The organism is Enorma massiliensis phI (assembly GCF_000311845.1).
Taxonomy (GTDB): domain Bacteria; phylum Actinomycetota; class Coriobacteriia; order Coriobacteriales; family Coriobacteriaceae; genus Enorma; species Enorma massiliensis.
On the sequence record NZ_HE978574.1, the window covers coordinates 99,766 to 113,589 of the forward strand.

The window sequence follows — 13,824 nt, forward strand, 5'->3', positions numbered from 1 at the left end:
CTGAAAACCACCTGCTAGGCGGATGGTTCTGATGCCCGACCATGCGTTGGCATTGCTATGCGTGAGCGTTGAAGTAGGCGATGATGTCGTCAGATTCGTAAAGAGGGTTCCCATCGATAAACAAGCAGGGGACCTGGACCTTTCCGCCCACGTTTTGGAGGGTCGAGCGGTCGCTGGGGTTAGCCGTGATATCGCGGAGGGGTATCTCGATGCCCTGGCGCTCCATATAGGAGAGCACCTTCCGGCAGAACGGGCAACCGGGCATGATATAGAGTTCAAGTGCTTGCGACATTCGGAGCTCCTTTCGTTTGCTGGGTATTGCTGCTATACCCAACTCTTGAATAAACCGACCATTGACGTTTGTTCAGGGTAAAGTTGCTCAAGCGGCCACAGAACCATCAAAAGCTGGTAGCATAACAGGGAGCTGGTTCGTATCCGGAGGTCCAGGTGAGTGAGATCATCGAGTTTATAAAGCGCCATTGGATCGCGTATCTCATCGGTGCGATTCTTGCCATCGCGCTCGGCCTCGGGGTATCCCTCTTTATTCTTCGTGTTGGTTCCACCCCGGAACAGCTCCATGCTGAAGAGGTGGCTTCGGAGCAGTCTAAGTCGTCATCCGGGCTCTATCTCTTCTAACCAGCTTCTGATTGGTCCCCTGATACGAATATCACGATGGTGCGCCACATGCTGTGACCGTTTCCTTCGGTGCAGGTGATGAGGCTGAGGACGCGCTGCGCGCCGCTAGTCGCAGTCTGCCAGTTCTCGGTGCAGGCGGATGCTTCACGTGCGAGCTCGGTGAGCCATGCCTTCATATCTTCAATGGATGTAAAGGAAAACCGCTGTATCGCTTCGTACGATGCGGGAACGCGGAGCGCACAGAGCGGTTGGAAGATTGTGGTTCGAGCGACCTTGCCATCCTCAACGGAGCGCCATGTGGCATTGCCGAGCTTATCGAACGCGTCTTGTTGGTATCGGTTCGCCAGTTCGCCAAACAGAACCGGTGAGCTTGCAAGATGGTGGGCATACACCACGACGTGCTGCCCATCTTTTGAGCTCCTCCGGTCGATATACGGGCATCCGAGGCTGTGGGGAGTCCCATCGATGGCATGATGGAGATAATAGTCGTCTGCCATGGTTGAAGTTGGTTGCGCAACGGGATAGCTGATCTGTGTGCCACCAACGTCTATCCAGGCCACAACGGCGGGGTTGTGATGGTTCTCCTGATCCGTAACCTGGATATCGTTGGTGTTGGAGGCGACCGCGCCCATAAGGCCCCGCATGCACAGGTCATACACGTCGACCTGCGCTGAGATGATCCCGGCGGAGCATGCGCCGATGAGGCAGACAACGGCAAGGCACGGGGCAGCTATGGAGCGCAGGATGCTTTTGACGGAATAACGTGCGCTCATCGTGCCTAGTGTTTCCCACGTCTCCAGATTGCGAACAGGATACATGCGATAAGGGCGATGCAGACCGTTACCGCTAGTATGGGAGCCGTCGATGTTGCGCCCGTTCTTACGAGCGGGCCCGTAACCGATAGAGGCGTCTGTGCAAGGATGCCAGATCTGTGGTTCGCCAGCGTTTTCATAGCGAGCAAGGCTACGTCGTCTGCAGCCCATGCCTGTTTGGGCAGGAAGAGGGATGCAGCGATGGCAAGGACGAAAGTCGCCGCAGCAATCGTACAAATGAGCAGCCTCGTGACCCTTGTATGGATTGCTTTCGGAAGCCATTTGAGCAATACGCTCGGCGCGCGCCCCTGGCCTGTGTTTTGAGTGCGAGTCTTGCCGCCAAAGCCGCATCGTCTGCCCATCGCTGCCTCCCTCTTCACGCCGTGGTCCAAGCATATGAAGGGGAGGTGGTCGATGATTCGGTGGTAGATGACAAGATACCGTCTTAGAGCCGAACAAAAACTGAAAGACTAAGGAAAGCGGCAGCTTCTCAGCCCTGTCGCATGAACAACCAAATTCGAGGTGCAGCGAGCAGGACTCTATTGCTCCACCAAAGGAACAGAGCCCATCGCAATCGAGTGGCCTCGGCCTGGCCGGCCGCCCCAACCTGGCGGGCGGTCGCAACCCAGCCAGCAGCCCCAACCTGGCGGGCGGCCCCAACCTGGCCGGCATGAACACCAAATGAGGTTCCTGAGTTTTCGACTCATCTCTCATGAATACAAAAATGGTCAGCCAGGCAGTTTTGCATTCGCCTCTCATGAATCCAACAATGGTCTCTTTGGCTATTCCGCACCCGATTCGCATGAATCCAAAAGGAGCTCCCGCGCAATTCCCAGCGTAGCTCGCGGCAATTCAGGGGGATTCAAAAAGTCGGAAAAAAGTCGTTGACTTCGGCCAGTGGGCCGGGGTATTATCTCCTAGTGCGATGGACCTGTAGCTCAGTTGGTTAGAGCGTCCGGCTGATAACCGGGAGGTCACAAGTTCGAATCTTGTCAGGTCCACCATCTTCTTTCGCAATAAACACCCCAGCGAGAGCCGAGTCGCCGCTGGGGTGTTTATTCCTAAAGGGGGTATAGCTCAGCTGGGAGAGCGCGGGCTTTGCAAGCCTGAGGCCAGGGGTTCGAACCCCCTTACCTCCACCAAGAATTATGAAAGCCTCGCTACGGCGGGGCTTTTCCATACCCAAGGAGGGAGCATGGGGTTCGAACCCCGTTTGGGGCGCGGAGCGAAGCAAACGCGCGAGCGTTTGCCGCGCAGCGCGCAAGGCGGCGCAGCCGCCGCAGCGGAAAGAGCGCGCGCAGCGCGCGGCGAACCCCCTTACCTCCACCAAGAATCCGAAAGCCTCGCTACGGCGGGGCTTTTTCGTACCCAAGGGAAACACAGGGTCTTTAGCAAAGGCCCCTCATATCGTAAAACCCGCCCTAAAAGGCGTTGGTACCCGCCCAACCGGCATCATTCCATCTGTTATGATGAAACCTCTGAGCACCTAGGAGGTCTTCATGCGCGCTGTTGATCTGGAACTCTTCAAGCCCGAGCTGGTGTTCTTCGATTTTGAGGCTACCAATAGCGACGAGCTCTTCGAGAAGCTCGCCAACGAGCTTGCTCCATATGGCTACATCAAGGATTCGTGGCTCGCAGGCATCAAGAAGCGCGAGGAAACTTACCCCACGGGCCTTGCCTTCGAGACGGTTTCCGTTGCTCTGCCGCATGTCGATCCGGAGCACCTGAACAAGCCCTATATCGCCGTCATCAAGCCAAAGGAGCCTATTGCATTTAGGGGTATGGCTGGAATCGATGGCGACGTGCCCGCGCAGATCATCGTGAATCTCGGCCTGACGGCGCACGAAGAAGGGCAAGTTGCCGTACTCCAGGCGCTTATGGGCGTTTTCCTAGATACCGATGCCGTGTCCAGAATCATGGCGCAGACCACCCCTGAAGGCATGGTCGAAACAATGCGCGAGCTCTGCTCGTAGCCCTGCGCTCAAGGTGAGCCGATGGGAGCGCGTTGACATTTCGGCGTGCTCTGCCAATCTCGAAGCATGCTTCGCCGAGCCTGTATATACTGGTAACCCCTGAGCGTCGCTCGGGTTTTCAGCCTCTCTACGATAGAAAAGAGCCAGCACATGAGTGCCAGCATCTCGCGGGCGGCCCGTCCGTCAACCATGCTTCGCCGTTTTCTTGCCTACTATGGCCCGCAGAAGCACCTTTTCATTGCCGATACCGTTTGCGCGCTCGTTATCGCAGGTATTGACCTTGCGTTTCCGGTGATTCTGCGCGCGCTCACCAACGGTCTTTTCACCAAGGGACAGCACGCGATTATGGCATCGATCGGCATGGTTGCCGTTGGGCTCGTAATCATGTACCTCATTCGTTGCGCATGCCGCTACTTCGTGTCTGCCCAGGGCCATATCATGGGCGCCCGCATGGAATCGCAGATGCGCCAAGACCTTTTCGACCAGTATGAGCGGTTTAGCTTCAGCTACTTCGATCGCGTGAACTCGGGTGACATGATGAGCCGCGTGGTCAATGACCTCTTCGATATCTGTGAGGCGGCCCACCACGTGCCGGAGTGGATCATCATCTGCGGCGTCGAGATTATCGGCGCGTTCGTGATCCTCTTTACCATCTCACCCGCGCTCACCGGGGTCATGGCACTTGTTACTGCTGGTTTCGTCGCGCTCATGGTGGTGCAGAACCTCCGCATGCGCTCCGTCTACACCGACAATCGCGTCAAGATCTCCGAGGTCAACTCACAGCTTCAGGACTCTCTCGCCGGCATGCGCGTGGTGAAGTCGTTCGCGAACGAAGAGACCGAGCGCATCAAGTTCCGCCGTTCCAACGACCGCTATCTCGGCTCGAAAGAGGCTATGTATCGCGTGATGGGAACCTATCAGGCCACGAGCGCGCTCATGACCGGGGCACTGTTCACGCTTGTAGTGGTGGCAGGCGGGTGCCTTGTTGCCGCAGGCCGCATGAGTGCGGTCGATATGGCAACGTTTGCGCTCTATATCAGCCTTTTTACCACGCCCATCGAGACCCTTGTCAACTCGACAGAAACGTTCCAGAAAGCCATCGCCGGCTTCCGCCGCATGGATGAAGTGCTTCAGAGCACGCCCGATATCGAGGATGCGCCCGATGCCCGCCCGCTCAAGGTGAGCGCTGGTGCTATCGAGTACCGCAATGTGTGCTTCAGCTACGAGGACCGCGAGCTCGAGGATGAGCATCGCGCGGGCGACGAGCGTCCGGTCATCGACCATCTCAGCCTCTCGATCCGCCCGGGCGAGACCATCGCGCTCGTGGGCTCGTCGGGCGGCGGCAAGTCTACAACGTGTTCGCTGCTGCCCCGCTTCTACGATGTGCAGGACGGTTCCATCTGCATTGACGGGCAGGATGTGCGAAGCGTCACGCAGCGGAGCCTGCGTCAGGCGATAGGCCTAGTTCAGCAGGACGTATATCTCTTCGACGGAACCATCGCCGAGAACATCGCGTACGGCAGGCCCGACGCATCGTTCGAAGAGATTGCCGAGGCGGCCCGCCGCGCGAACATCCACGAGTTCATCGAGAGTCTCCCCGAGGGCTACGATACGGTGGTGGGGGAGCGCGGAAGCCGTCTTTCGGGCGGTCAGAAGCAGCGCGTGGCCATCGCGCGCGTGTTCCTCAAGGATCCCGCGATTCTCATTCTCGACGAGGCAACTTCGGCGCTCGACAACGAGAGCGAGGAGGCAGTGCAGGAATCGCTCGAGCGCTTGGCGCGCGACCGCACGACGATCATCATCGCCCATCGCCTCTCGACCATTAAGAACGCCGACGAGATCGCGACCGTGGAGCGTGGCCGAGTTGTGGAGCGCGGCACCCACGAGGAGCTTCTCGCACAAAACGGCACGTACGCCCGCTACTATCGAATGCAGTTCGAGGGAATGCGTGCCACCAGCGCCTAAGGCTTGTGGCCTGCGCGGGGCCGCGGCTCTTGCGTGGAGGCATTCGCTCGCGTTCGGATTTGGCTCGACAGGAAGACGATGGGAAAGAAACGGCAGCTCACACCAGAAGAAGTGACCGAGCTCTTCTCGGAGGTCGACGCATCGGGCGTCATCGACCCTGCGCGCGTGAAAACGCGCAAGAAGCGCTTGATGTCATGGCGCGCCGCGCGCAGCGCTGGTGACGAGGAGGCCGAGGAGCGCCTGACCGCGGAAGACCGCCGCTCGCGCACGGGCAGCACGGTCGACCCGCTTTCTGACGAGGACCCTTCGGGTTCGAAGGTGGGCAACACCATCTCGCGCTTTGGCGTGGCGTTCATCGTGGGCATCATCGTGCTCGTAGTGGGCATGCAGGTGGGATACGGCGTCATGCGCCGCCTGAACACGGCAAACCTTTCGGACACGGTGAATACGGAGACCGTGAGCCGCGCCATCGAAGGCGGCTTGGAGTGGGGCAACGGATTCACCCAGTTCCCGAGCACCTTCACGGTGGACGAGGCAGATGAGCGCACGGGCGTGGTTGAGGTAAGCGTGGTTTCGACCGACGCGTCCAACGAGCTCGAACTGTTTTCTAACAGCCAGATCGAGGCAGCCGCGCTCGCTACGAACGCACTGCTTAACGACAACATCAATCGCGTGGTGTACAACGTCTCGGCCGTTATGGACGAGGATGGGAACATCGTGAGCGACGGGCTGTTCTCGTTCTTCCCTGTTGATGGCACCGAGCGGCAGATTTTCACGTTCATCTGGACGAAGAATATGTCTGAGGCGTCGAGCAACATCGACTGGGAGCTGCGGATTGCCGGTATGGACGAGGAGGTCGCCAGCCGTATTCAGAAGCAGGTGAACTCGGTGTCGTCGCTGATAGACACGCCGAGCGTCGACCAGAGCGATATCGAGGCTCAGGAAGACGAGCTGGCTTTGGAGCAAAGCCTTAAGGGCAGGGATGTGTTCTTGGGGACCGACGACGGCCAAACCCTGAGGGACGCTCTCTCCGCTGCGCATAACTCGGATGCGACGGCTGCGCAGCAGGATGCAGCCTCCGGGGATTCTTCAGGGCAATAGCGTTCTGCGGGGCGATAGGGCTCCGCGGTGCAAGAGGCATTCGGCCTCTCATATACTCGGATGTGCGCCTTTAGGGCATTGGGTTGCGCTAACCGGCCCGATTTTGGTGCTAAAGACCCCCTGCGGAAGTAGTTCGATGCAAAACTCTCGCCAAAGGATCGGATTTTGAAGCACGTGTCGAGTAGCCAACAGTATCACACTTCGTGTACCAGCACTTTTCGTTCACTCGCCATGGGGTATATCTGGGCCACTCGTTAAAATTCGACCCTTTGGCGAGAGTTTTGAAGCGCTGGTGCTGCAAGGGGGTAGATTCAGGCGAAAACGGGGTGCGAGTGAAGCCGGAAGCGAAAAAGCGGGGGTGTTTGTCCCGGTGGGACAAACACCCCCGCTCGAAAACAACAGCCAAAATGGGAGGGGCTATGCTAAGCGCCCCCTGAGAATCCTGGGCTGCTCTGTGTGGGCTATGCTAGCAGCGCCGTGACCTTCCCGAGCAGCGGCTCGTAACTAACGCCGCGCTCACGGAACTGCGGCTGCTTCGAGGAGACGATCATCGCGTCGTGCACGAAGTCGCCGGCGAAGCGGACGGCCTCGTCGAGCGCCTTTCCGGCCATGACGGCAGCCAGCAGGCACGAGCAGTACAGGTCTCCTGTTCCGTGCAGCATGTAGGGGAGCAGCTCGTTGTTTACCTCGAAGAACGCGCCCGACTGCGACCCAACGAAGTTACGGATGAGCCCATCGCCGCGCTGCACGCCCTTGAGTACCACGGTCTTGGTCCCCTTGGCAAGGAGCGCTTCCACCATTCGCCGCGCTTCGTCGTCCGAAATGCTCTCGCCCGCCCAGGCATCGCCGATCGGCTCATCGAGGATGATGGCGGCCTCGGTGAGGTTGGGGGTGAGAATGTCCGCGCCCTCGGCGAGCTCGGCCATGGCGGAGCAAAGCTCGGGGGTGTAGGTGGCATACACCTTGCCGTGGTCGGCCATGACGGGGTCAACGATGCGCAGGGCCTTCGGGTAGGTTTCGTAGATGCCCTTGATGATGTCTACCTGCTCGGGAGCGCCCAGGAAACCGGAGTACACGGCGTCGATATCGACCCCAATGCCCTTCCAGGCTTCGAGATAATCGGGCAGAATCGCGGTCGTATCGTGCATGTACCAGCCAGGAAACGCCGTGTGGCTCGAAAAAAGCGCGGTTGGCACAGGGCAGACATCGCAACCGGCGGCGGAGAGTACGGGAATGGCGACGCCGAGCGAGCACTTGCCGTAGCCGCACAGGTCGTGCACGGCAGCGACGCGCGGGATGTAGTCCCCCTCGCGTTGATAGAGGGGTGGCAGGGAGCTGGTGATTTGGTTAGACATGGATTGCCTTCTTTCTTCCGCGGACTTATGGACCAGCGTACGAGACACCAGCATAGTGCTTGCATGCCCTGCGCGGGGCGAGAAACACGTTCGTTACGCAACGAACGCGGAGCGGCCATGAAGCAGGTTGCCGATTCTGAGCCGGTGGGGCGTAGATTCGCTATCGGCGCACGGGAGAGTTGGTGGTGCGCCGGCGCGCGATGAATCCATTTCTCCGCTGCATGCCGAGCGGCGCGAAATGGGTTCTACACGCGAGCGTGGGGTATTTTTTGGTATTTGACCTGCGAGTCTAATGGGAGGACTTTGCACATGAGCGCGGGGAATCCATTGATATCCGCTGCTACCCCGAGGCGCTCTTGGTTATGCCCTCGACCGCGTGGTGGATTCGCGCACCACAAGCTCGGTTTCCATGGTCATTGACTGCGGCGCGGCAGCCCCCTTCATGCGTTCGAGGAGGATGTTACAAGCGGTATAGCCCATACGATAGCGCGGCTGGTTCACGGTGGTGAGTGTGGGCGTCGTCATGATAGCGTTGTCGGTGTTGTCGAAACCTACGACCATGAGGTCGCCGGGAACCGTAAGCCCAGCTCGCAGCGCAGCACTGATAACCGCAGCTCCATAGGTGTCGGAGCATGCGAATACGCCGTCGGGGGCGTTGGCAGATTCCAGCATGTGGCACACCGCGGAGTGGGCAAGGCCGTAGCTGTTGTCGGGCACGCGCACGATCTCGCTGTAAAAGGGGTTGTCGAGCCAGGGGATGTTGACCATGATGAGGCCGGCGCCACCCTCGAATTCGGCGGAGTTGTACTGTCCAACAGCCGAAGAATAATTGAGCTCGCGTATGTTTGCATTCACGCGCGCCGCGGTCTTTGAGCTTACGAGCTCGGGATGGTTGAACACGCGCGAAACGGCGGCCGCGGGCGCATGATCGGCGTGCTGTTCGGTGCTCTTTCGTATGACGTAATCGATAAGATCATCATCGCGCTCAAGATGGATGCGCTGATCCAGGACACGATCAAGGGCGTTATCCTGATCATCGTGATCATGATCCAGGTGGCAGGGCCGCAGATCAAGGAGTTCTTTGGGCGTAAAGGGACGAGAAGCTCGGAGTAGCGGCCTGCGTTGAGCTGCGGCGCAGGGCGGTGCGGACAAGAAGCGCTGCTGCGTTTGGCGGCGGTGCGGCTGCTGATGAGCGCCAGACCCGCTGGTCCCGCCGACGTTCGTGAAACATATTCCTTCTTTCCAGGGCTCCGTGCATGACGACGCAAGGGCCCTTTACGTTGCTACATATTCAATTGACGTGCGGGGAATGACAAAGCGTTTGACTTTTGTAGACACGTCATGTGCTCCTGAACCAAGAAGTTGTCCGACGCCCAAATGGAGCGCGAGCTGCGGAAGAACGCGACGGTTTTGCGCAGCATACAGCATTTGGTTTTGTGAACCATCGAGCCGAGATGATTGACATCAAGTAGGAATCGGATATTGTGAAGACAGCAAAGCGCCCGAACGGTGTGTAATACACCCACCTCCGGCGCTTTCTTTATGTCTGGAGTATGAATTACTTTGTCCTTTACGGTTCCAGGGGCCTTACGTGCGATGCCGACAGATGCCTCTATCGAGGCCATCTACGACAGGCTTGCCACCAAAAAGAGACTTGAATGAACTATCCCCCCAAAGGGGAGGCGCCGTCGTGTGGTCGGAGCTTTACCGCACCGAGCCGTACCGTATGGATTGGGACTAGCCCACACTTTTGTCCTATAGCCCAACCTGTCTGTAGGGGCTCTGCGTTGCCGCGAGGCACATTGAGACGTGCAAAATCGCGGCTGCAAGTACTCGGAGCTTGTATTTTGCCGGCCACCGACGGAGTAATTCGGTGAGCGGAAAACCCGAGGTAACGTAGACTATAGTTTACGTTTTCAAGCAGATTATGTTACCCCCTACTGATAAGGTAACGTACAATTTCTTGCGCACTTTGACAGCGGAATAGCGTCCAGATTGGAAGGAGGGCACGGCCCGCCCCGGTATGATTTGAGTTGCCTAGATTCGATCAGACTGGAGGAAGACCATGCGCGCGACCGCGAGGCTGAGGTGCGTCGCCGAGGGCGAGTGCGACTCCCGCCGCTACCTGGACGTGACGCTGCTGGACGAGTAGCCGCACCGGATGGCGGGCCCATGGGGCTGTCGGAAAGTGCGCAAGAATCTTGACGGTACCTCGGTTTAATGATTGAGCAGCGTATTGGTCGCGACCTTTAGCGCGCAATCGATTATTCCGAAGATCGGGACAACTGCTTATCAAAATCAGGACATGCATTGATTAATCAGGCAGGGGATTCGCTAAAAACCGGACAATAATCAGGACATGTACTGATTTATTAAGACATGTCCTGACTGCGTCTTGATTTTGATGGGACGACCGGACTATTTGACGACGAGATACCGGGCACCCGCACCTTGTCCAACAAGCTCAAGCGCGCCCTTTTCGACAAGCTTTGCGAGTTCTCGGTAGGCCTGCTTCTCGGTGAGGTGGAGCAAACTCTCAACGTCCCGTCGTCTTATTTCTCCACCTTGCTGGCGCGCCAACTTCATAATCAGCTCCGGATATCTAATTTTGTCGATATCAGATTGGCGAACAAAACCAGACCCTTTTCCAGAGCGAGCATATACTTTGCTGCTGAGTATGTAGGCTCGGTTGCTAGCATTGCCAATCCCCTCAACTATCCCCGCTTCGACAAGCGCTTCCACTATCGATCTGGTGACGGCATCGGTGGTGTGGGTCTGGGAAGAGAGCTCTGTGATCGTTAGCCTTCTTTGCTGCTTCAAAGCATCAAGGACTAGAAGCGATTTCAAGGACAGGGGGCGCCCGGTACGCTCGCGCTCCTCGTCGAGCATCTGCATGAACAGCCTGACGGGAGCACTTCGTGCTATGAAGACGCTCACGCTTGCGGAAGTGCTTCCGGAATAATCGGGCAGTGGACGGCCGCAGTAGAGAGACCCTTCAAAAATTCTATCGACGCCGCGTCCGGTTTTCTCGGCGAGGCCGATGCGCTTGAGCGCGCCCATTAGGCACTCATTGCGACCGTGGGGCTCAACCGTGAGCAGGTTGTCGACGGTAACACCTTCCATAAACCCACCCGGGTTAGATATGGTGAGGCCCTCATCGTCTACAAGTACTCTCACCCGTCCGAGCGCAGCGTAATCCCTGTGTCCAAATGCGTTCACGAGGGCTTCGCGGTATGCCCTATGGTCGAATTCGGGGATTGATTGTCTGAAGAGGCCGTCCTCGTATTCCCTCTCAGGGTTCCATGGACTAAGCATCTCGTACATCTTTTCAATGGTATAGAGCAGGGGTTGATCGAAGTCCTGGTTAACACGGATTTCGGTTCCTTCGAGGACTTGAAAGGTCGCGGAAGACGTGGGGATGGTGCGAGAGATGACCTCTGGTTTGCCGGCAAGGAGGATGCCCATGACCGTGGGCGTGATCCTGCCGTCGACCGTTGTCGTCATGCGCAGCGCGCTGAGGATTTCTTCATCCGAGAGCTCAAGAAGTGCCTGATCGCTGTTTCTACTGCGTGAGAGGATATCGCGCAGCCGGGCAATTTCTTCAGAGCCGAAGTCGTCTATGCTCGTATCGGGCAGGGGGAACGCCGAGTAGTCAAGCTGCCCGATGGCGGAAAGCCTGGTTATGATTTCATAGGGGTAGAGCGGTACGCTCTCGGGGCTGCCGTCTGCTTTGAGCTTTCGTCGCATGATCTTTCCATCGCTAGACGAAACGATGGCGGTTGACTTCGGAATCTCAATCTCAACAATCTGGACACCGTCCTCATCCATTACGCCGTTCGCGTTGAGAAGCAGCGTTGAGACTCTTGCAGGCACAGGCGGCACCGTTTTGTTGGCGACAAGCGCGGCGAGTTTTGTGGTACCGGCGTGGTCCTGGTGAATCCCTGTGGGAGTCCCGTCGTCTTCAACGCCGAGGTAGATTGTGCCGCCTTCGGTGTTGGTAAGAGCGACCACCGTGTCGATGAGTTCTCCGTCGGGGAGCCTCTTCCGATCACTTTTGAACTCGTACTTAAGGGTTTCCCTCTCTGGGATATCTCGCGCAACAGTCATAATGGCCCCTCGCATGCCTCTGGTATCAGGGCGGGATGTTTGTCCGGCATGCGGATCGGGCTTGCCTGTTGCGCGGCCCTTCTGCCCATGGAGTCTTTCTGTGGACGAGGACAAATAATGAGAGGGAAATGAATATTTTATCCATAAGGAGTATGCCAAGTTGAATAAAAGATAAATAATGATCATTTTGAGACAATACATGACTACAATAGCAAACGGCCTATTAACCTTTAATCCGGTCCAGAGAGCCCGGGAAGGAGCGAACATGGCACCACAAGACATGGCGGCCGAGCTTGCCAGCACTTGCGATGCGAGCCCATCGGCTCGTCGGGCGCGCGTAAGCGACCTCGCGGCGCGCATGCTATCAAAAACCAGCAAACAATCGAGTGACCCAGCCATCTTGCTACTGGCCGACGGCACGGCGTTCTACGGACGCTCGTGTGGCGCCGCAGGCACAGCGGTGGGGGAGGTGTGCTTTAACACCTCGCTCGAGGGATACTTCGAGGTCGTGACGGACCCGAGCTATGCCGGGCAGATCGTGACCATGACCTACCCCCAGATAGGGAACTACGGCATCGACCTTGCCGATACCCAGACGGCGCCGGGTATGCCGGGCAGGCGCGTGGGGAACGTGAAGCCGGCACTGCGCGGTCTCGTGGTGCACGATATGTGCCATGTGCCGTCGAACTGGCGCTCGACCATGAGCCTGCCGGAATACCTCGAGGAGCGCGGCGTCGTCGCCATCGAGGGCATCGATACGCGCGCGCTCGTGCGGCACCTGCGCGACAACGGAGCACAAAAGGGCATCGTCTCAACCGAGGTATTCTATCTTGCCGAGCTCGCTCACATGCTCGATAGCGCCCCAGATCTCGTGGGGACGAACCTCGTGCAGACCGTAAGCTGCAAGGAGGCCTACGGATATGGTGCGTCGAGCCTTTCCCAGAACCGCGCCTTCGCTGCGGCCGCCCCGGCCAATGCGCGCAAGAAGGTCGTGGTGTACGACTGCGGCGTGAAGAGGGGCATCATCGAAGGGCTCGCGCGTGTGGGGTGCGAGCTTCTCGTCGTGCCATGGGACACGCCTGCCTCCGAGGTGCTCAAGCACCGCCCCGACGGCGTCTTTCTTTCCAACGGGCCAGGCGACCCGGACGCCGTGGAGGAAACGTACACCCAGGTTCAGCGGCTTATTGGCAAGGTGCCCATCTTCGGCATCTGCTTGGGGCACCAGATGATCAGCCTTGCTGCCGGAGCCGCCATGGAGAAGCTCGCCTACGGGCATCGCGGAGGCAATCAGCCGGTTATGAATCTGCTTACGCACCGCGTGGAGATCACCGCGCAGAACCACGGGTTCGGCCTCGTGTTCCCGAGCCTGGGGGTGCTCGTGCCGGAGCTTTCGGGCGGCGTGTCCGAGCACCCTTGCGGATCCGATGGCGCTCCTGCCACCGGCGACCTGCGATTCTGGGTCGAGCGGGGCGTGGCGCCCGTGGTGAGCAATGAGCGCTTCGGACGCATCCGCCTCACGCACGTGAACCTGAACGACGGTACCGCCGAGGGCATTCAGCTGCTCGATGCCCCTGCGTTCAGCGTGCAATACCACCCCGAGGCCGCGCCTGGCCCTACCGATGCGCATTACCTGTTCACCGCGTTCATGCGCCTCATGGATGGCGACCGCGATTACCTGGATATCGATATCGCCAAGGACCGCCTCGCAGGGTGGACCTTCGCCGAGGAGCCGGTTGCCTAGCGAGGCGAGCTCAGGCCTGCTTTTCGCCGCGCAGCGGAAGTTTTTCGTCGAATCGCGTCATTTCCTGGCAGTTATTTCAGATATGAACGATTCGGAATGCGCGAAACGGCGCTGTAGGGCGAAAAGAGGGTGTG

General features: G+C 58.5%; 11 protein-coding genes and 2 tRNA genes. 8 read left to right on the forward strand and 5 right to left on the reverse strand.

All coding sequences use genetic code 11. The features are described 5' to 3' along the window. Window positions 1–55 precede the first annotated feature (55 nt). On the reverse strand, window positions 56–292 hold the full coding sequence (locus tag HGEM_RS00440) for a glutaredoxin family protein (protein WP_019127425.1): 237 nt from the start codon (window positions 290–292) through the stop codon (window positions 56–58). A gap of 155 nt (window positions 293–447) precedes the next feature. Here HGEM_RS00440 and HGEM_RS00445 point away from each other — a divergent pair, with 155 nt between their 5' ends. Further along, window positions 448–636: a hypothetical protein gene (locus tag HGEM_RS00445; protein ID WP_019127426.1), complete on the forward strand. Its 189-nt coding sequence runs from the start codon at window positions 448–450 to the stop codon at window positions 634–636. Here the strand turns inward: HGEM_RS00445 and HGEM_RS10290 are convergent. Next, window positions 633–1,409: a class B sortase gene (locus HGEM_RS10290; RefSeq protein ID WP_019127427.1), complete on the reverse strand. Its 777-nt coding sequence runs from the start codon at window positions 1,407–1,409 to the stop codon at window positions 633–635. The genes HGEM_RS00445 and HGEM_RS10290 overlap by 4 nt on opposite strands. Window positions 1,410–2,375: 966 nt before the next feature. Between HGEM_RS10290 and HGEM_RS00460 the strand changes: the two genes are divergently transcribed. From HGEM_RS00460 to HGEM_RS00480, 5 genes are all read left to right on the forward strand, one after another. Then, window positions 2,376–2,452: transfer RNA gene (locus HGEM_RS00460), tRNA-Ile, on the forward strand. A 62-nt stretch (window positions 2,453–2,514) separates the two neighbouring features. Beyond that, window positions 2,515–2,590, forward strand: a tRNA-Ala gene (locus HGEM_RS00465). Window positions 2,591–2,947: 357 nt separating this feature from the next. Next, on the forward strand, window positions 2,948–3,421 hold the full coding sequence (locus HGEM_RS00470; protein ID WP_019127429.1) for a PTS sugar transporter subunit IIA: 474 nt from the start codon (window positions 2,948–2,950) through the stop codon (window positions 3,419–3,421). Between the two features lie 189 nt (window positions 3,422–3,610). Beyond that, on the forward strand, window positions 3,611–5,386 hold the full coding sequence (locus HGEM_RS00475) for an ABC transporter ATP-binding protein (protein WP_035100821.1): 1,776 nt from the start codon (window positions 3,611–3,613) through the stop codon (window positions 5,384–5,386). Window positions 5,387–5,464: 78 nt separating this feature from the next. Then, a complete protein-coding gene (locus HGEM_RS00480; protein ID WP_230197193.1) occupies window positions 5,465–6,487 on the forward strand; it encodes a hypothetical protein in 1,023 nt (340 codons plus the stop codon). 461 nt (window positions 6,488–6,948) lie between these two features. On the opposite strand, the gene HGEM_RS00485 is transcribed toward HGEM_RS00480, so the two are convergent. Beyond that, window positions 6,949–7,842 carry a PfkB family carbohydrate kinase gene (locus tag HGEM_RS00485; protein ID WP_019127432.1) on the reverse strand — a complete coding sequence of 298 codons (894 nt, stop codon included), beginning with the start codon at window positions 7,840–7,842 and terminating at the stop codon, window positions 6,949–6,951. Between the two features lie 360 nt (window positions 7,843–8,202). Next, entirely contained in the window at window positions 8,203–8,697 is a 495-nt protein-coding gene (locus tag HGEM_RS00490; RefSeq protein WP_051008415.1) for a substrate-binding domain-containing protein, read from the reverse strand. 33 nt (window positions 8,698–8,730) lie between these two features. Between HGEM_RS00490 and HGEM_RS09600 the strand changes: the two genes are divergently transcribed. After that, a complete protein-coding gene (locus tag HGEM_RS09600) occupies window positions 8,731–8,955 on the forward strand; it encodes a hypothetical protein (RefSeq protein ID WP_051008416.1) in 225 nt (74 codons plus the stop codon). 1,305 nt (window positions 8,956–10,260) lie between these two features. On the opposite strand, the gene HGEM_RS00495 is transcribed toward HGEM_RS09600, so the two are convergent. Then, on the reverse strand, window positions 10,261–11,949 hold the full coding sequence (locus HGEM_RS00495) for an RNA-binding domain-containing protein (RefSeq protein WP_019127435.1): 1,689 nt from the start codon (window positions 11,947–11,949) through the stop codon (window positions 10,261–10,263). Window positions 11,950–12,214: 265 nt separating this feature from the next. Between HGEM_RS00495 and carA the strand changes: the two genes are divergently transcribed. Then, window positions 12,215–13,690, forward strand: a complete 1,476-nt coding sequence (gene carA / locus HGEM_RS00500) for a glutamine-hydrolyzing carbamoyl-phosphate synthase small subunit (RefSeq protein WP_019127436.1) — start codon at window positions 12,215–12,217, stop codon at window positions 13,688–13,690. Window positions 13,691–13,824: the final 134 nt, after the last annotated feature.